Source organism: Ruegeria denitrificans, from assembly GCF_001458295.1.
GTDB classification, from domain to species: Bacteria; Pseudomonadota; Alphaproteobacteria; order Rhodobacterales; family Rhodobacteraceae; genus Ruegeria; species Ruegeria denitrificans.
On record NZ_CYUD01000023.1, the window covers coordinates 1 to 17,986 of the forward strand.

Here is a 17,986-nt window from a genome sequence, read left to right on the forward strand (position 1 = left end):
GTCAGGCCGAAGTGCTGGTCGAAAAAGCAGGCCAGATCGCAGCAGCTTGATCGCAGGTAACAGGCCAGATTAATAGATCAGCGCCAAACTGTTTTGTGTATCGATCACTGTTACAGTTTGGCGCTGCGTTTATCGGGTCACTCAGCCAGAAGGCTTGAAAGCTTGTCCGCGCCCTGTCGCAGCGTTTCCAGAAACGACATCAGGCTGGCGACATCATGGCGCTGTGTCGGGGCGTGAACTGATAGCGTTCCCACCAACCTGCTCTGCCCGTCCAGAACGGGTACAGCAAGCGCAGACATACCGGTCATGAATTCCTCATCATCGGTGGAAAATTGTTTCTCGGAAATGCGTTGGATTTCAACCTTTAACGCCTTGGGGTCTGTCAGCGAACGCTCAGTCTGTGGTTGCAGCTTTCCGGCCGAGAGAAACCCGTCCAGCGTTTTCTGACGCAGTGTGGACAGGTACATCTTGCCACTGGCCGTGCAGTGAAACGGAACCTGCGAGCCCACCGGCAACTGAATGCGCAGGGGCCATTTGGTTTCCACCCGGTCCAGATAGATCATCCCTTCACGGTCGGGAATGGCGAGGTTGCAGGTCTCTCCCACTTCTTCGGCCACGCTGCGCAATATGGCCAAGCGCGCAGTCCGCAAATGCTCGGCGGACATGGTGTTGACAGAGAGCAGTCGCAAACGACGGCCAGGGCCATAAGACCGGCCATCCAGATCGCGTTGCAGAAACCCCTCGGCCTCGGCCGTTTGCAGCAGGCGGTGAACGGTGGGTTTTGCCAGACCCAATGCATCGATCAGGTCTGACGGTTTGACGGCTACCCCGCGCCGTGCCACCTCTTCCAGGATCAGCAACAGGCGCAGGTTCGTCGGGATCTGAGTTTCTTTTTCTTGTGTTTCCGTTTCGGCCATCCCGCAACATTCTAGTTATTTGGTAGCAGGATCAAGGCCAGATCGGGCACCAGCGATACCAAAATCCAGACTGACAACAGAGCCACAAGATAAGGCACCGTATACCGCAGCAGGCGGAAATAGGGCACGCCCGTCACACCCGACGCCACATAGAGGTTCAGACCGTAGGGCGGCGTGATGAACCCGATAGAGGCACCCACAAGGAAAATCACCGAGAAATGGATCGGATCAATTCCGACAGACGCTGCAATCGGTGCCAGGATCGGGGCGAGGATAATCGTGACCGGAAGGCTTTCCAGCACCATGCCCGAGAAGAAGACGATAACCATCGAAGTAAACAGCACCGCGTGATAGCCCCCCATTGAGGTCACGAAGTTCCCGATAGTTTCTTGTGCGCCAAGCAGCGACAAGATTTGCTGCATCACAACCGAAATCGCGATCAGCGGCGCAAGGATACCGGTGATCTGCGCTGAACGGATCACGATCGAGGGGATTTCGGGGATCGTGAAACCTTCGACAACAAACATCTCGGCGTAGGTTTTTTCCGTCGGCGAAATGTCATTCCGCGCACCCATGATCCGGTTGATCGGATAGCTGACCAGTCCCGCGATAACGCAGAAGCCCACGGTCACACCCGCCGCCTCGGTCGGTGAAAATTTACCTGTATAGATGCCCCACAGTACCAGACCGATGGCGAAGAAGCCCAACCATGCGCCGAACGCGGTTTTCAATACCCGGTTCAGTTGCAGCGGGATCAAATAACCCCAGCCATTGATCCGGCAGATGATCCAGCAGGCAAATTGCATGCCAAACACCATCAGCGCGCCGGGCAGGATCCCCGCAACGAACAGCTCGGAAATTGGCAGGTTCATCAGAAACCCGTAGACGATGAAGATGATGGATGGCGGGATGATGATCCCAACCGTGCCACCCGCTGCTGCGGTCGCGGCACTGAACCGTTCGTCATAACCGCCCTTGACCATTTCAGGGTGCAGCATCGACCCGATGGTTGCGGTCGTCGCCGAGTTCGATCCCGAGATCGCCGCGAACAGCCCGCAGGCTCCCAGCGAGGCCATAGCCAGCCCGCCGCGTATCCAGCCCAGACAGGAATAGGCAAAATCGCTAAGCCGCCGTGCGATGCCGGATTTGTTGATCAGGTCCCCTGTCAGAATGAACAATGGCATTGCCAGCAGGGCGAAGCCTTTGTTGAACACGTTCAACAGCTCAGCGCCCATATTGTCCAGCGTCAGGCCCAGCACAAACGAGCAGCCAATAACCCAATAGCCGATAACCAGCAGCACCGGCACGCCCAGCATGAACAGAAAGGTGACCCCAAGCGAGATCAATGTGACCATGGTTCCATCTGTCATCAGTCTGCTCCAATCACGGCCTGCTTGATCAGCGGCTCACCTGTTTTCCAATTGTGCAGATCGTCGGCGAGGTTCTGAAACACCCGTCCGACCATCAGAAAGAACGACAGCGGCGCGGCCAGTAGGAACCACCACTGCATGATATTGTCCGTGCCAAGAACGATCTGAAAGTTTGATGCCGACAACGCCACCAGCCGTGAGGTGGTCACGATGACAATGACCGCGAAGATAAACCAAAGTACGGCGTCGAGGATCAAACAAGCCAGCTGTCCGCCACGGGGCATGGAGGTGCGAAATTCGCTAAAGCTCAGATGCGTCCGCAGACGAACGTTGTACGAGGCCCCAAACCACGCCATCACCATGAACAGCAGCGGCGGTATCGTGGTGGACCAGGGCTCCTGATCGTTGAACACGAACCGGTCGATCACGCCCCAAAAGATGATGAGGGCAATGGCAAGGTAGGAATAAACCATGACCGACCGTTCGAAATGGCGCTCAACGAAGGGCACCGCCCGATAGATCAGCATGACCACAAACCCGCCAAGAGCCGAGACTACCGCGCCCAACACCCAAGCGGCGTCGGATTCCAGTGCGGATTGAATCTCGAACGAATCCTGGCTGAGAAAGGCACTGAAAATCGCGCCTATATCTGCCCAAAAAGACATGTACCCCGTCCTCCCAGTCGGTATTTGGTTGAACCGGCCCGCTTGGGGCCGGTTCGGATGAGTTTATCAGGCCTCGCCTCTCCACCAGCGGCGTGGTTCGACATTTTCCGGCAGTGTATCAGCCGGAATCTCGCGCGCGATGTCGTAGATTTCCTGATAAGTATCAATGCCACCGGCCCATTTGTTCAGGCGTTCACGCCACTGCGCCCAAGGCTCGGGGTTATAGTTCGGGGCGCACATTTCTTCGGCCAGTTTGATCTGATCATCCGCCAGGAAGGCAGGACGCACACCGTTTTCGGCAAAGATCGTATCAGGCAGTTGCGGATCCGAGAAACCGACTGTGTTCAGCAGTGCCGCTTCGTTCGCACCTTGAATCAGCGCCTGCGTGAAATACGAGGATTCCATTACGGCATCCTGCAACTCACCGCCCAGCCCGTCGAACACCTTGGCAGACATCGAAGTATGTTCGGTGCCGCAGAAGAATTTCAGGTTCACCGATTGCGACACCACAGGCGACATGTTGGCGTAAGCCACGGCCGAGGCCCAAGTCTCGGCCCCGTCAATCAGACCTGTCTTCAGTGCGTCCAGCGTTTCTTCCCATGCCACCGGGACCGGGTTCAGGTTCAGAAGCTGCATGGCGATACGACCCAACTGCGTGCCGGTTACCCGGTTTTTGGTACCAAACAGTTCCTCTAGCTTGGTGACGGTCGGTTTGTCTGAGAAAGTCGAGCCCATTTGCAGGCCGCGCAGTTCACAATGGGTGAACAGGAATTTGAGCCCGTGCCGTTTTTCCAGCGGCTCGCGCAGGATGCGCTGGCTCGCCGGACTATAGAAGAAGTGATACTGCGCTGCGCGGCTGGGGAACATATAGGCATAGTCCAGCACGTTCAGATACGGCGCACCACCGGCTGAGTTCTGGGTTGAGGCGGCATAGATATCGACAATACCCTGCTGGGTTTTCTCGACACAGCTCAGCTGACCGCAGATTTGGTTGTCGCCGATGAATTCAATCCGAATCTCACCATCGGTGCGCTCTTCCAGATCCCGCGCGAATTCAATGGCGCCAGCACGTTCGATCAGCAGGTTGCGGGTATTAAAGCCCGAAGCGCCGAATTTCAGCGTGTGTTTCGGCTCTTTCGAAAAGCGTTTCTCATAGGTCGATTCGGCGGCCTGCGCCAGATTCGCCAAACTCATCGCTCCGCCGAACCCACCTGCAGCCAGCAGAGTCGAACTCATGCCGTAACGGCCCGCCACACGGAAAAAATCCCGCCGTGAGATACCACTTAGTTTCCGTCCGATCTCCATCGCTTACCTCCCTGTTCGCAATTATTGAGACGTTTTGTATCAAAAAAGGCTAGTATATTTCTTGCATCTTGCATAGAGTTTTTTTCAGCGACGTTGGAAGGAGCCTGTTATGGAAGTGGATTATGCGGTTGTCGGCGCGGGGTCTTCGGGCTGTGTCATCGCCAATAGGCTCAGCGCGCGACCGGGTACGACTGTGGCGCTGCTTGAGGCGGGCGGGCGTGATACGAACCCGTGGATTCACATCCCCGTAGGCTATTTCAAAACCATGCATAACCCTTCGGTCGACTGGTGTTACCGGACCGAACCCGACCCGGGACTGAACGGGCGATCCATTGACTGGCCGCGTGGCAAGGTACTGGGCGGATCGTCATCGCTGAACGGGTTGCTATATGTGCGCGGCCAGAAGCAGGATTACGACCGCTGGCGACAGATGGGCAATGAAGGCTGGGGCTGGGACGACGTGCTGCCGCTGTTCAAACGCTGCGAAGATCAGGAACGTGGTGAGGACGAATTCCACGGCGTCGGCGGGCCTTTGTCGGTGTCGAACATGCGCATCCAGCGACCCATCTGCGATGCCTGGGTCGCAGCCGCACAGGCTGCAGGGTATCCGTTTAATCCGGACTATAACGGGGCCAAGCAAGAAGGCGTGGGTTACTTTCAGCTGACCACCCGCAATGGCCGCCGCTGCAGTACCGCCGTGGCGTATCTGAAACCCATCCGCGACCGGCAAAATCTCAATATCATCACCAATGCCTTGGTGACGCGGGTCATGCTGGAGGGCAAAAAGGCCACCGGCCTGGTCTATCGGGATCGGTCGGGCACCGAGCAAACCCTGAAAGTTCGGCGTGAAATCATCCTGTCCGGCGGCGCGATCAACTCACCCCAGATTCTGATGCTGTCGGGGATCGGCGATCCGGATCACCTGAAGGAAAACGGAATCGAACCGCTGCACGCCCGGCCCGGCGTCGGCAAGGGATTACAGGACCATTTGCAGGCAAGGCTGGTGTTCAAATGCAATGAGCCCACGTTGAATGACGAAGTGCGCAGCCTGTTCAATCAGGCTCGCATTGCCCTGAAATACGCGCTGTTCCGCGCCGGTCCGATGACCATGGCGGCCAGTCTTGCGACAGGGTTCATGAAGACCCGCCCCGACGTTGAGACCCCTGATATTCAGTTCCACGTTCAACCCTGGTCCGCTGATAGCCCCGGCGAAGGGGTTCATCCGTTTTCGGCCTTTACCATGTCTGTCTGCCAGTTACGGCCCGAAAGCCGGGGAGAGCTACGCCTGAACGGGCCGGAGCCGTCCAAACATGTAAAGATCATCCCAAACTACCTGTCGACCGAAACGGATTGCAGAACCATCGTCGACGGTGTGAACATCGCCCGCGGTATTGCCAAGCAGAACCCGTTGCGTTCGAAGATTTCCGAGGAATTCCGACCCTCGGCGGACCTGAGTTGTGACGATTACGAAGGTACGCTGGATTGGGCCCGGTCGAATTCGACCTCGATCTACCATCCGACTGGCACATGTGCGATGGGCAGCTCTGCGGGGTCGGTTGTGGATGCAAGGCTGAAGGTCCACGGAATTGACAATCTGAGGGTGGCGGATTGCTCGATCATGCCAGAGATCGTCAGCGGCAACACAAATGCTCCGGCGATCATGATCGGTGAAAAAGCCAGTGATCTGCTGTTGGCGGATAGCTAGCCAAAAGCGGCTTTCTGACCCGATCCGGCCGGTTTCGCGCATATTCTTGATCGACGCAGGTCCTGTCTGGAGTCCGCGACGTCAATTTTTCGCGATAGATTTTGTATATCTTATGAAAATGGGCAAAAATGCTGGCAATATCAGCAGATAGGTTTCATCGAATAGCCTAAGCTGCGCTCGGAGGTCGCCTTGAAGCCCACAATATCGCAGGAAACCATCGCCAAATGGCAGCGGATCGTCGATCTGATTGCCCGGGTTGCTGATGTTCCTGCAAGTCTTGTGATGCGGACCCATGCGCCTCATCATTCCGTTTTTGTCACAAGCAGAAATACCGACAACCCTTACCCTATTGGCTGCAGGTTTACCCTGAGTGAAAAGCTGTATTGCTATGGAGTTCTAAAGCGCGACGGTGAACTGACGGTTGAAAATGCAACCAAGGATCCAGACTGGTGTGATAACGACGATCTAGAGCTCGGGATGAGCTTCTATATAGGATACCCGCTCAAGTGGCCCGACGGCACGATATTCGGGACAATTTGCGTTTTGGATTCCCGGCGCAACCAACGCGCGCTGCTGTTCCGCGAGGGCCTGCAGGAATTCGCAAGGGTTATCGAATCCGATCTTTCATTGCTGGTTGAAATCGACCGCCGCACCGCGCTTGAGGCTGAACTGCAAGCCACTTTGGACCAGTTAGAACAGCGCGTGGCCAACCGTACAGCGGACCTAGAAGAGGCGAATGCTGCACTACGGGTGTTGTTAAACAGCGTCGAAACTTCACGGCAAGAATATGACGCCAAGATATTAAGCCAGATCAGAGGGTTGGTTGTTCCGCACCTGGCGAAACTTCGCGGACGGATGGAGGGTGACCCTTCTGGCCGAATCTATCTGGACCTTGCCGAAGAGAGCTTGAAAACCATCACGTCTGAAATGAGTGGTCAGCTAACCACAGTTTTTGAAGACCTTACACCCACCGAGCAGGAAATCGCGCAGTTGATCATGCGGGGGCAGACAACCAAGGATATTGCCCGAACGCTGTCGCGTGAACCCAGCACAATCGAGTTTCATCGCAACAATATTCGTTCAAAACTCGGGTTGAAACGAAGCGGAAAGAACCTGCGCAGCCTGTTGTTGTCGATCCAATAAAACATGGGGATTTCCCCCATGTTTCCCCCGTAAATTTTCGATGCTCTACTAATAAGCCTCAGTTGCTACCCTGTTTCTGTTCCGGCGAAGACCGGAACGAGAGACAACAGGGAATACCAAAAATGGAAAGAGATGACCTGAACCTGAAGCCAACGCTGCTGCGTGGCGACAAGGATGATCTGACGCCGGGCCTGTCACGACGTTCCTTCTTTATGGCCGCGGGTGCTGCCGGTGTTGGCGGGGCCGCCTCGCTGCTGACCACCACTTCTGCCAAGGCGCAATCTACCGACTGGACGCAACCCGGTAACAACAACGGCGTGATCGAGTTGCAGAAAACCACCGGACAATCCCTGGATGGAACCGTTGGTGTCGACTTCTATGGTCACTGCGCCATCAAGATCACCTCACCTGGCGGTGCCACGGTTCTGTTTGACCCTTGGCGTGACGACCCTTCGGGCGCGTGGGGCCTGTGGTTCAAGAATGAATTCCCGGAAACCCCGGTCGATATTTGCATGTCCACGCATACGCATTTCGACCATGACGCCATCCACCGCCCGGTTTCCACCATGGTTCTGGACCGGATGGTCGGGAATTTTGAGTTCGCGGACATCAAGATCACCGGATTCGCGGACAAACACGTATGCCGTGCGCCGGGCTGGTACGACTGGACCAACGCACTGGGAGAGTTCGGGGTACAAGCCTGCCCGCCGGACAATGTCAGCCACATGGACATGGTGGTGTATCTGATCGAGACCGGCGGTATCCGCACGCTGATCTGGGGCGACAACCGTCACAATCCGCCACAGGAATTCTGGGATGCCATTGGTCAGGTCGATGTTCTGACATTGCCAGTCGATGGATCGCAGCACATTCTGGATTATAAGCAAGGCAACGACATCGTCGAAAAGCTGAAACCCAATATCATCATCCCGACGCATTATCTGAGCGAGACCACAAGCTATACGCTGACAACGCTCCAGGATTCGGATGAATATGTGAAGTCACAGAAAAGCTACAAGATGCTGGATTCCGCCAGCTTGTCCCTTGAAGCCGGTGACGTGGCTGGAATGGATCGCGAGTTCCTGTATTTCGGAAACCACGCACAAACAGCCTAACTTTAGTCGGACCGGCGGGGCGGCTACCTGCGCAGGCCGCCCTGCCCCAATTCTGAACTACTCAACTGACCCGGCCTAGTGTGGGGTCAAATTCAACCGTTCAACCGCCGCTGAACATCTTCGTCATATTCTCCTGCGGCCATGCGCTTGAACGCCCGTTTCCATCCATCAGCCAATTCCGGCATCTGCGCCAGTTCCCCGGCCTCAGCGCGGGTCGCTTTTCTGAACAGCCGAGCCGATGTGAGACGCGCGACGGTCCAATCCGGTTGTGGCCGCTCGATCAGCGAAAGGTTGTCACCGATTGATACGTGGCCCCCTTCCAATACCCGGTAATACCAGCCCGTTCTGGACGTCTTCTGAAACAAGTAGGTCATCTTAGGATTTTGAGTGTATTCGCTTACCTTCCAGCAAGGTTGCCGGCCCTGACTGATTTGAACGACAGCCGTACCCAAATGCAGCACATCACCAATACACACGTCCCACTCGGTCAAACCTGTTGTGGAAACGTTTTCGCCAAATGCAGCCGGGGTTGTTCCGTCAGGAATGTGCCCTTCATTTATCCACGTTGGATAATGTTCAGCCGCATAGTGATGGATCGCCTTATCCACTCCTCCATGGTGTTCGGGGTCCGCCTGAGCATCTGACACAAAGCCCAGTTTTTGAATGTCCTGACGACCCAGTACAGGCAACTTGTGAATGGCTGACGGTGGGCGATCTTGCCACAAATTCTGGATTTCTCCAACGAAAAGCCCTTCAATTTTGCCGGAAATATCTTTTGTTTTCATGCTGTTTCAATCCGCAGAATTTGGAAGGCCTGTAAACGCATCCGGTCAGCCCTCACCATTGATGGAACTGCATGTCGGCTAAGCCACTCGGGCACAAGCAGCGCTGTATTGGCTACACCGAGTCCCTCTCGAAATCTCATGTATTGCCAAACGTATCTTGGAATTACTCATGCCACAATCTGTTGAGAACGCGAGCGTCACAGCCAATTCGAAAATCAATACCAAGTAATGGTCTGAAAAATGGACCTAGTTCTTGAACAGGCAAATCTCGTCTAGAGACGGATATGTGTCCAGACTTGAGAACAATTCGTAGATTACAAAGCGGACAACGAGCAGGAACCTTTCCAGTCTCCACAGGTGCAATATGCATCTTGGCAAAAGTCAGCAGATCGGACTTTAATTCGTACCAAAGACCTAACTTCGAGCAATGCGATTGCCGTGGTCGAGCATACAAGGAGAAGAAACTTCCATGCAGGATTTCGGCGAATTCGACTATGTGATCGTTGGTGCAGGCTCGGCTGGCTGCGTTTTAGCCAACCGGCTGAGTGAAGATCCCAATTCACGGGTTCTGTTGCTTGAGGCAGGTGGCAAGGACAATTACCACTGGATCCATATTCCTGTTGGCTATCTCTATTGCATCGGCAATCCGCGCACCGACTGGGGGTATTCCACTGCGGCCTGCGAAGGGCTTGGCGGGCGCTCTCTGCTTTACCCTCGCGGTCGGGTTCTTGGAGGGTGTTCGTCAATTAACGGAATGCTCTACCTAAGGGGTCAGGCAGCGGATTATGATGGTTGGCAACAGATGGGGAACACTGGCTGGGGCTGGGATGACGTGTTGCCCTTTTTCATCAAATCAGAGGATTATTACGCAGGCCAGGACGAGGTCCACGGCACCGGCGGAGAATGGCGGGTGGAAGAACAGCGGCTAAGCTGGGACATCCTGGACGCCTGGAAAACCGCCGCCATACAGGCCGGCATCCCCGAAACCGCGGATTTCAACCGTGGCGACAATCATGGCGTCGGGTTCTTCAAAGTCAACCAGCGCTCTGGCTGGCGCTGGAGTACCTCCAAGGGGTTTTTGCGCCCCGCATTGTCACGACCAAATCTTGAGGTCATGACGCACGCACAGGCCGAGAAGCTGTTGTTTCAAGGCAAACGTGCGACCGGCGTTCAGTTCAGGCGCAAGGATCGCCCGGCTAAAGTAAACGCAAGACGCGAAGTGATCCTCGCCTCAGGCGCCGTCGGTTCACCGCATCTTTTACAGCTTTCCGGGATCGGTCCGAAAGAACTGCTGAAAAAACATGGCATCGAAGTCCTGCATGACGCACCCGATGTGGGCGGCAATCTGCAAGACCATCTGCAGGTTCGTTGCGCTTATAAAATCCAGGGCGCGAAAACCCTCAACGACCTGAGTTCAACCCTGTGGGGCAAAACCAAAATCGGCTTGGAATATATCCTTAAGCGCAGCGGCCCAATGTCAATGTCCCCAAGCCAGCTCGGCGCGTTTTCCTATTCTGATGAAAGGATGGAAACTCCGGATCTGGAATATCACGTTCAACCCGTCACACTGGAAGCTTTCGGTCAGGCACCGCATGATTTCCCCGCAATAACCGCAAGCGTCTGTCACCTGCGTCCGGAAAGCCGCGGCTACGTTCACATCACCTCACAAGATCCCCGCGCCCATCCCGAAATTCAGCCCAACTATCTTTCGGCCGAAACCGATCGTTTGGTGGTTGCGCGTGCCATCTTGCAGACCCGCCATATCATGGCCCAGCCTGCTTTGGCCCCCTACAAGCCAGAAGAATTCAAGCCTGGCCCACAATACCGTACCGACGCCGAGCTGGCCGAGGGTGCAGGGCAAATTGCCTCGACGATTTTCCACCCGGTTGGCACTGCGCGTATGGGGGTCGATGACAAAGCTGTCGTGGATCCACAGTTGCGCGTAAACGGAATAGAAAACCTGCGGGTGGTCGATGCATCGATCATGCCGCGCATCACGTCAGGCAATACGAACTCACCCACTATCATGATCGCCGAGCGCGCCAGCGCCATGATTAGAAATAAACTTCATTGATCTGATATGTGCTCTGGTTCTGTAGCAAAGATCTGTTACGCAGAAAATATCACGTAATTACTGCAAGTTAGTCATGTTCAGAAAATTGACATACGGCCTTTCGCAGATTTCAGGCCCAGTGAACGGTAAATTCGGCCATGCGGGGGAATGGGAACAGGTTGATGGCGCGACAGAGGACATAACGAGGTTGTGACTTCACCCGTTAACTCATTGATTCAACAGGCACAGGCGGCACGGGAAAGCATCACCGAAACAAATGCGGATGGCTTCGATCTGGCCTGGTATGATCAGCGCACCGCCCCCGGTATCTACAAGGATGTACATCCGGCCTGGGCGGATGCAAACCTGCATTCGGTGGCCGAGCAGGTGTCATTAGGGTTGTTTCTGGCGCATGTACGGGCCTCAACCTGAACGGCCACCAGCCGCGACAATTGCCACCCGTTTAGCTGCGGGAAGATCTCGTTCATGCATAATGGTCAGGTCGGGGGCTTTGATGCGAAGTCTACCATGACGAAGTGGTTTTTTTAACGCCTTGGGCAGGAAATTACGCATACCCGGTTCGTCATCAACCACCAAAACCGACACGTTAGAAAGCTCGGATCTAAGTCGCTCGGATGAAGTATCTTTTTTCGCGGTGGTGATTTTCCATAGTCCACGGCCATTCCTGGCCATAGTCGGCCCCCAACGTTCTCAACAAGATTCATGAGTAGCGAACAACTGCAAATTGCAACCTAATTCCCCAAACGAATGTTGTCCTGCCAAGTAAGGTGGTGGCCCTTTCGGGTGCTCGCATGTATTTGCCGCCAGGGTTGAGAATGGCGCCGCGACAACGGTTTTGGGACCGTCTGCCCAACCGGTGTCTGATCAGAAACCGTGCAGCCGTTTGGCCCATTGGTAGCCGACAATCATTCCCTTCATCCGTGGCAACAGGAACAGGGCCAGCCCAACCGAGACGATCGACATACCAATAGCCAGCACCCAAGGGTCCGGGCGCCAGGCAACCCAGGAAATATGCAGGCCAAATCCAAGAAGGTGCCCGACCAGCAAAATCGTCAGATAGGCGGGCCCGTCGTCGGCACGTTGATAATGCAAAGGCTGCGAACACGCGCTGCATTCGTCGTTGACCTTCAGATAGCTGTGCAACAGGTCACCGTCACCGCAATTGGGGCATTTCAGACGCAGCCCTTTCATCACGGCGGGCTTCAGGTCGCGGTCATCTTCAGAGGTTTGGACATCGTCGGTCATAACACGAGCTTTCTTGGTTGCAGCGCCGATATAGGAGATGAGTTTTAAATATGCAATCATTATCCATACAATTTTCTTCTTTGATCGGGTAATGATGTTGCAATGATTGGCAAAGTAACCTAATTGCTGCTTAAGACCCAAGCCCAGGCCGCTCTGGTAAGGAATGACTCTGATGCAATGGCACCCTTCTCTGCGCCCCACCGGCAAACCGCGCTATCTCGAAATCGCCGAGGCGATTCGGGCGGATATCGAAGCCGGAGTGTTGTCGCCCGGTGATCGTCTGCCCTCGCAGCGCAGCGTGGCGCAGACCCTTGGGCTGGATTTTACGACCGTTTCACGCGGCTATGCTCAGGCCGCAAAATCCGGTTATGTCGAAAGCTTTGTAGGCCGCGGAACATTCGTTCGGGCCCTAAATGAGGGTAGCGAAGATCCCGATCCGCGCCGCGCGATGGCCGAAGACCCCATGATGAACATGCCGCCCGAGCCCGATGATCCGGATTTGGTGGCGCGTATGGAACAGGGGCTGAAACACGTATCTGCCAACCTGGTGCCGTTGCTGAGATACCAGTCCACTTCAGGCAGCTTGCAGGACCGCGAGGCCGCCGCGCAGTGGATGTTGGAAAACGGCATACCGACCTCTCCTGGCCGGTTAGTTGTCACCCCCGGTGCGCATTCCAGCGTGCATGCAGTTTTGACACATCTGAGCGAACCCGGACTGACCGTATTGTGTGAGCGAGTGACCTATCCCGGCATTCGCGCCATTGCGGCTCAGTTGGGTCTGCGCCTGGTCGGCGTTGACATGGACGAGCACGGCATTTTGCCTGACGCACTTGCCGAAGCAATTCGGGAACACTGGCCTGCCGCCGTATACCTGAACCCCACTCTGCAAAACCCATTGACCTTCACGATGCCTGCCGAGCGTCGCAAGCAGGTCGCACGGGTCCTTGAACAATATGGCACGCCGCTGGTCGAAGATGACGCATGCTGCTTTGTCGCCTCGGACGCCCCGGCCCCGATCTCGACGCTGGTGCCCCAATTGGGTTGGCACATTGCCGGACTGTCGAAATGCCTGGGGGCCGGACTACGGCTCGCCTTTACCACCATCCCGGAAAACCATCCTAAGGAACCTTTTTTGCAGGTTCTGCGCGCAGGCAGCGTGATGCCCTCGCCGCTGAGTATAGCATTGGTAAGCCGATGGATCGAAGACGGAACCGCACGCATGATGCTGACGGCCATTCGCAAGGGTGCCACTGAACGGCAGGCTGTGGCGGATGCCACGCTTGAAGGATGCAATTTCCGAAATCAAAGCCAGGCCTTCAATATCTGGCTAACCCTGCCACCCGGTATCAGCCGCGCTGAAATCATGGGCCGGATGTCCAATGCTCAGGTCGGGATACTGCCCAGCGACACATTCACAGTGTCAGAGGCCAAGGACGAGGCCCTCAGGGTATGTCTGGGGGGGCCGATTTCACTGGCCAATTTGACCGATGATCTTGAGGCCCTCAGAGATGCGGTCCTGCACAAAGGCTGGGTCGGTTAAACCATTGCCCAGCCCTGGCAACCAAATTCAGACAACAGACGAAACTTCAATCTCCGGACCCCACTCATGAAAGACTTTTTCAAAAGATCCCAGTCCGCGATACCGGCTGGCAAAGCGGCCCTTGCGGGCGTGGGCGGTGCGGTCGCCATCGCGATTGCTGGCCTGCCTGCCGAACTGACCAATGTTCCGTTGCTGATGGCCCCTTTTGGCGCAAGCTGCGTGTTGCTGTTTTCCGCTGCGACAAGCCCGTTTTCGCAACCAGCCAACGTGATCTTTGGGCATGCATTGTCGGCCCTGATCGGTCTGGTCATGCTTGCCCTGCTGCCCGCGACCTGGTGGGCCGCTGCTATTGCAGTGGGCCTTGCAATTGGCCTTATGGCCGCTTTGCGCGTAACCCATCCACCGGCCGGGGCGAATCCGCTGGTCATTTTCGTGGCTCAGCCCGGCTTTGATTTCCTACTGTTCCCGGTAACGGCCGGGGCCGTCTTGTTGGTGCTGGTTGCGATCGCATTCCATCGTATGAACGGCGTGGCCTACCCAGCGAAATAACCCCCGCGTTAGTGGGAAGCACCTGATTTTACGTTAAAATATCGTAGGCCATGACATCCACAACGCTGCTACACAGCCTGATACTCGTTGTATCAGCGATGATCCTGATCGTGATCGGAAACGCCGCCGGCAAGGCATTGACCGCAGGCGGCGTTAACCCATTCTTCGTTGCCTGGGTTCGATTTTCCCTAGGGGCATTGGTATTGCTGCCACTGCTGCGCGCACTGCTTCTGACTGTGGGGTTCGGCGGGGTTCTGCTGGTGGTGAAACCCGGGTTCGGAATGAGCCCCGGATTGCTTTTTTTCTTCTTCGCCGAGTGCGCCCATGAGTGTTACCTGACCACAACGCGCTGGCTGTCCGAAGACTAACGCGCGCGGTTCCTGATCTTCACTCAACTGACTATCGGAGGCGTCGTACTGACCCCTTTGGGGCCTGCTGGTCATTATCATTTCGGGGTTGGGGTCTTTGTGGCTGGCCCGTGTGGGGCGCTGATCCCTCCGGGTGTTGACCCTCGGTTGTGTTTGGGTTCTTTGACATCAATCACATTGACATAATTGAACAAACATCAACGTGACCCAGAAGGCTGAATTCCTGGATCGTATGGGTTTGGACATGCCCATTATTCAGGCCCCGATGGCAGGCGTTTCAACACCTCAGTTGGCCGCCAACGTCTCAAATTCAGGCGGTTTGGGATCGCTAGGGCTGTGCGCAATGAATACAGAGGCAGCGCGCAAAGCGATACGGGACACCAAGGCTCTGACCAACGGCGCCTTCAATGTGAATGCGTTCTGATACCGACCAGCCAAAGATGATCCCAAAACACAGCCCGCTTGGCTCCAAACACTTGGGTCTCATTTCGCGGAATTCGACGCCACACCTCCTGTGCAATTGTCTGAAATTTATCCGACATTCACCAAAAACCAGGCGATAACACAAATGCTGCTCGAGGAACGCCCCGCAGTTGTCAGTTTTCATTTTGGTTTACCCACGGCAGAGCGGTTGTCAGCATTAAAATCTGCAGGCGGCATTATGGACGGATTCGGGATCAAATCGGCATTGGATCTGGGCGCCGTCGCCGCGCAACTGGGAACCGCGTTTGTTGCGTGCAAGGAAAACGCTGCGAATGCGGATTACCTTAAAGAAATGGCGGACGAAACACTGTGATGACGCGCGCCATTTCAGGCCGCCCCGCCCGTTACGTGGAAAACGGATTCACGAGGTTGGGCACCAAAGTGGACAGTCGTGAAATACCTCAATACCCGATTGCCTATGATGCGGGTAAAGCGCTGAACGCCGCCCCAGCCGGAAACGATTTAGGTTATGCTGCCCACTGGGCCGGGCAAGGGCTCCATTGTCTCGCCAAATGCCGGCGGCCGAACTGATGGCCGCCCTGTCGGGAGAGGCAATACTCCAGACATAGTGATTGGCCAAATCCGCTGTTAGCAGCAACTGACGAGCACCTCTGTCGAGCATAAACCACATATGTCCGAGCGTGTGACCAAAGCTGGCTATGGTTGTGATACCAGATGCGATACGGGCTCCGTCTTCGACAAATTCGAAATGATCGACAATGGGTGTTACCAGCGCGGCAACCCCACTCGCGACGGGGTGATTTAGGCCCGGTTTCGACCAGAAATCATACTCGGCTGCTGCCGTTCCATGGCTTGCGTTTGGCAATGCCGGTCCATCGGCATTCAGCAACCCGCCAATGTGGTCAGTATGCATAATGGGTGATCACCACCCCATCGATATTCGTTGACTGAACCCCAACCGACGCCAACGCTTTAACCAAGCCCCCGTACCCGAAACACGTGTCAAACAGCACAAGCTCTGATCCAGTATCGACCAGAGTTGGGGTGAACGAAAATTGCAGTCGATCCGAAGGGATGAAATTTTCCTGCGACACACGGTGAAACTCTTCGGCAGTCGAGGTTAAGCCATATAGACCTTTGGGGTCGTTGTTCATGACACTGGCGTCCAGCAATGTGGTTACCAATAGATCACCCAGCTTGAAACTGCGGACGATGGGGTCTTGTGCCGGGGCAATCTGACCGGTGGCTTAAACCGGTGCCGCACCAAACGCCAGCGGCGTGGCTGCAAGACCCGCCTAGGCAGAACGGCGAGAGAGTTTGTAAGTGATGATGCGATCCCAATTCGTCTTGAACTCTGAAGACAGATTAGGGTGGGCCAATCCGCATCCAAATCACGGGATGGTTACCCCATTAGAAAATCGACTCCTGACGTTCACGAACAAGGCCGGGGTTCCAAAAGCATCACGTGCTTGCAGCGATCCGCGTGATCGCTTCATCGATCTACCCTAAGGCGTTTGCAACCCCGTGGAAGTCAATGGCCGCCGCCAGATACCCGTCGGTTTCGGCAGTGGCAGCGTGGTCTACAAGGCTTACGATCATTCACTGCTGCATATATCGCGACGAGAATTGTATCTGGAAGCGTGTTCGATCCGTTTCAACCGCTGTACGGCCGACATGCGCGGGAAAGTGGCGGTTTAACAGAGACCTGGCGGCCCTGCCCGCCTCGACCCATGCATCAGAGCGATCGCTGAGCGGTAGACAATAGTAATCGCACGGCATTGCGGCCAATGTCTGATCACCTTAAGGGGGTGTCCCTCGCCGCGAATGGAATTCTCGATCACAAACCCTTCGAAGGACACGCGAAGAAGGCTGCCAAACATACCTGCGGATTCATAGATCAGATTGCGCCCTGCCAATCCAGCAGCCAGAGCAGCCAACCCTTTCTCGTACTCCGCTTGCGCATCGGGCAGATTGGACTCTGTCATCGAGGTCGCGCCGCCCGAAATCAGGCCCAGGAAATTGATCAGCTGAGTAGAACCAGCAATTAAGATCGCCATTTCGACGCGGCCACCAGCATCCTCACCATAGCGCAATCGATGAAATATGCGTTTGCAGTAGGAATTTTAGACGAATACACCGGGCGCACCAGCATCATATCGAACATCTCGATACAAGTATCAACGTGGCCGCCAAAGCTGAACCTTGTGCCGATTGGCTCAGTCGTGCCGCTGGCGTTAGCGTAAACAGTGTTGATATCCTGATCAAAAATATATGGCACATCCGTGGCCACACAGCATCGGGTGAACCAGCAGATATTGTCCAGCTGATCCGCCAAACGGGTAAAGTCGTACAAATCGCGCTGGGTCTATGGGCGATAAGACCCGCTCTCTATGTCAAGCGTTTGCACGGCAGCACCGCCTGTACCAAAACGCACATCCTGCTTATTAACCTTGAAATCATGGCGCGGGTCCTGCCCAATCAAGGTCAGGGATTTGGATGTCGCGGCAATGATGTCTTCCACGAAGTCCCGCATAAAAAGCAACCGGCCATGCGCATCGACTTGACAGCCCCGCGCGATAGCCAGTTCTTTGATCTGCTCCGGGACATCGCTAATACCGACAGTGGCCAGCAAGGCGAACGCTGCATCAATCACCTAACGGCATTGGGCTTCCGTCAGCGGGCCGTACTGGCCGCCGGGTACGCCAGGAAGGGCCGGGTTTGGCACTTCATCGCCCGAGTTTTGACGTGAGGCGACACGAGC

20 protein-coding genes and 1 pseudogene are annotated in these 17,986 nt (G+C 55.5%); 11 read left to right on the plus strand and 10 right to left on the minus strand.

All coding sequences use genetic code 11. From position 1 onward, the window contains the following. Nucleotides 1-137 precede the first annotated feature (137 nt). From RUE5091_RS21455 to RUE5091_RS21470, 4 genes are all read right to left on the minus strand, one after another. Nucleotides 138-917: an IclR family transcriptional regulator gene (locus tag RUE5091_RS21455; RefSeq protein WP_058283990.1), complete on the minus strand. Its 780-nt coding sequence runs from the start codon at nucleotides 915-917 to the stop codon at nucleotides 138-140. Between the two features lie 11 nt (nucleotides 918-928). Next, nucleotides 929-2,287: a TRAP transporter large permease gene (locus RUE5091_RS21460; RefSeq protein ID WP_058283991.1), complete on the minus strand. Its 1,359-nt coding sequence runs from the start codon at nucleotides 2,285-2,287 to the stop codon at nucleotides 929-931. Continuing rightward, nucleotides 2,287-2,952: a TRAP transporter small permease gene (locus tag RUE5091_RS21465; RefSeq protein WP_058283992.1), complete on the minus strand. Its 666-nt coding sequence runs from the start codon at nucleotides 2,950-2,952 to the stop codon at nucleotides 2,287-2,289. The genes RUE5091_RS21460 and RUE5091_RS21465 overlap by 1 nt, the downstream gene beginning before the upstream one ends. 66 nt (nucleotides 2,953-3,018) lie before the next feature. After that, nucleotides 3,019-4,257 (minus strand): TRAP transporter substrate-binding protein, encoded by a 1,239-nt coding sequence (locus RUE5091_RS21470; RefSeq protein ID WP_058283993.1) that lies wholly within the window; start codon nucleotides 4,255-4,257, stop codon nucleotides 3,019-3,021. Between the two features lie 109 nt (nucleotides 4,258-4,366). On the opposite strand from RUE5091_RS21470, the gene RUE5091_RS21475 reads away from it, so the two are divergent. The 3 genes from RUE5091_RS21475 to RUE5091_RS21485 all read left to right on the plus strand — a co-directional run bounded on the left by RUE5091_RS21475 (nucleotide 4,367) and on the right by RUE5091_RS21485 (nucleotide 8,220). Further along, entirely contained in the window at nucleotides 4,367-5,962 is a 1,596-nt protein-coding gene (locus RUE5091_RS21475; protein ID WP_058283994.1) for a GMC family oxidoreductase, read from the plus strand. Nucleotides 5,963-6,151: 189 nt separating this feature from the next. Then, nucleotides 6,152-7,105 carry a LuxR C-terminal-related transcriptional regulator gene (locus RUE5091_RS21480; RefSeq protein WP_058283995.1) on the plus strand — a complete coding sequence of 318 codons (954 nt, stop codon included), beginning with the start codon at nucleotides 6,152-6,154 and terminating at the stop codon, nucleotides 7,103-7,105. 122 nt (nucleotides 7,106-7,227) lie between these two features. Then, nucleotides 7,228-8,220 carry an MBL fold metallo-hydrolase gene (locus tag RUE5091_RS21485; protein WP_058283996.1) on the plus strand — a complete coding sequence of 331 codons (993 nt, stop codon included), beginning with the start codon at nucleotides 7,228-7,230 and terminating at the stop codon, nucleotides 8,218-8,220. Between the two features lie 92 nt (nucleotides 8,221-8,312). Here the strand turns inward: RUE5091_RS21485 and RUE5091_RS21490 are convergent, their stop codons facing one another. Beyond that, complete coding sequence (locus tag RUE5091_RS21490) at nucleotides 8,313-9,005, minus strand: MOSC domain-containing protein (protein ID WP_058283997.1); 693 nt, start codon at nucleotides 9,003-9,005, stop codon at nucleotides 8,313-8,315. Nucleotides 9,006-9,474: 469 nt separating this feature from the next. Between RUE5091_RS21490 and RUE5091_RS21495 the strand changes: the two genes are divergently transcribed. After that, nucleotides 9,475-11,079 (plus strand): GMC family oxidoreductase, encoded by a 1,605-nt coding sequence (locus tag RUE5091_RS21495; RefSeq protein ID WP_058283998.1) that lies wholly within the window; start codon nucleotides 9,475-9,477, stop codon nucleotides 11,077-11,079. Nucleotides 11,080-11,268: 189 nt separating this feature from the next. Beyond that, a pseudogene (locus RUE5091_RS21500) lies at nucleotides 11,269-11,574 on the plus strand (class II glutamine amidotransferase); the annotation flags it as partial. Here the strand turns inward: RUE5091_RS21500 and RUE5091_RS21505 are convergent. Continuing rightward, nucleotides 11,482-11,751 (minus strand): hypothetical protein, encoded by a 270-nt coding sequence (locus tag RUE5091_RS21505; protein ID WP_131726358.1) that lies wholly within the window; start codon nucleotides 11,749-11,751, stop codon nucleotides 11,482-11,484. The pseudogene RUE5091_RS21500 and the gene RUE5091_RS21505 overlap by 93 nt on opposite strands. Nucleotides 11,752-11,943: 192 nt before the next feature. Further along, nucleotides 11,944-12,465 carry a DUF983 domain-containing protein gene (locus tag RUE5091_RS21510; protein WP_306347881.1) on the minus strand — a complete coding sequence of 174 codons (522 nt, stop codon included), beginning with the start codon at nucleotides 12,463-12,465 and terminating at the stop codon, nucleotides 11,944-11,946. Nucleotides 12,466-12,496: 31 nt separating this feature from the next. Here RUE5091_RS21510 and RUE5091_RS21515 point away from each other — a divergent pair, with 31 nt between their 5' ends. The 5 genes from RUE5091_RS21515 to RUE5091_RS23820 all read left to right on the plus strand — a co-directional run bounded on the left by RUE5091_RS21515 (nucleotide 12,497) and on the right by RUE5091_RS23820 (nucleotide 15,577). Further along, on the plus strand, nucleotides 12,497-13,864 hold the full coding sequence (locus RUE5091_RS21515; protein WP_243470851.1) for an aminotransferase-like domain-containing protein: 1,368 nt from the start codon (nucleotides 12,497-12,499) through the stop codon (nucleotides 13,862-13,864). Nucleotides 13,865-13,930: 66 nt separating this feature from the next. After that, nucleotides 13,931-14,413, plus strand: a complete 483-nt coding sequence (locus RUE5091_RS21520) for an HPP family protein (RefSeq protein ID WP_058284001.1) — start codon at nucleotides 13,931-13,933, stop codon at nucleotides 14,411-14,413. A 50-nt stretch (nucleotides 14,414-14,463) separates the two neighbouring features. Further along, a complete protein-coding gene (locus RUE5091_RS21525; RefSeq protein WP_058284002.1) occupies nucleotides 14,464-14,781 on the plus strand; it encodes a hypothetical protein in 318 nt (105 codons plus the stop codon). A gap of 202 nt (nucleotides 14,782-14,983) precedes the next feature. Beyond that, nucleotides 14,984-15,205 carry a nitronate monooxygenase gene (locus RUE5091_RS23815; RefSeq protein WP_058284003.1) on the plus strand — a complete coding sequence of 74 codons (222 nt, stop codon included), beginning with the start codon at nucleotides 14,984-14,986 and terminating at the stop codon, nucleotides 15,203-15,205. A gap of 90 nt (nucleotides 15,206-15,295) precedes the next feature. After that, on the plus strand, nucleotides 15,296-15,577 hold the full coding sequence (locus RUE5091_RS23820) for a nitronate monooxygenase (protein WP_058284004.1): 282 nt from the start codon (nucleotides 15,296-15,298) through the stop codon (nucleotides 15,575-15,577). Nucleotides 15,578-15,625: 48 nt separating this feature from the next. Here RUE5091_RS23820 and RUE5091_RS23825 read toward each other — a convergent pair whose 3' ends face one another. The 3 genes from RUE5091_RS23825 to RUE5091_RS21550 all read right to left on the minus strand — a co-directional run bounded on the left by RUE5091_RS23825 (nucleotide 15,626) and on the right by RUE5091_RS21550 (nucleotide 17,318). Beyond that, on the minus strand, nucleotides 15,626-16,138 hold the full coding sequence (locus tag RUE5091_RS23825; RefSeq protein ID WP_058284005.1) for an MBL fold metallo-hydrolase: 513 nt from the start codon (nucleotides 16,136-16,138) through the stop codon (nucleotides 15,626-15,628). Continuing rightward, entirely contained in the window at nucleotides 16,128-16,379 is a 252-nt protein-coding gene (locus RUE5091_RS21545) for an MBL fold metallo-hydrolase (RefSeq protein WP_131726359.1), read from the minus strand. The genes RUE5091_RS23825 and RUE5091_RS21545 overlap by 11 nt, the downstream gene beginning before the upstream one ends. A gap of 540 nt (nucleotides 16,380-16,919) precedes the next feature. After that, nucleotides 16,920-17,318: a trimethylamine methyltransferase family protein gene (locus RUE5091_RS21550; protein ID WP_279385391.1), complete on the minus strand. Its 399-nt coding sequence runs from the start codon at nucleotides 17,316-17,318 to the stop codon at nucleotides 16,920-16,922. An 89-nt stretch (nucleotides 17,319-17,407) separates the two neighbouring features. Here RUE5091_RS21550 and RUE5091_RS23935 point away from each other — a divergent pair, with 89 nt between their 5' ends. Next, nucleotides 17,408-17,974, plus strand: coding sequence for a hypothetical protein (locus tag RUE5091_RS23935; protein ID WP_243470852.1), 567 nt, complete (start codon nucleotides 17,408-17,410; stop codon nucleotides 17,972-17,974). Nucleotides 17,975-17,986 lie beyond the last annotated feature (12 nt).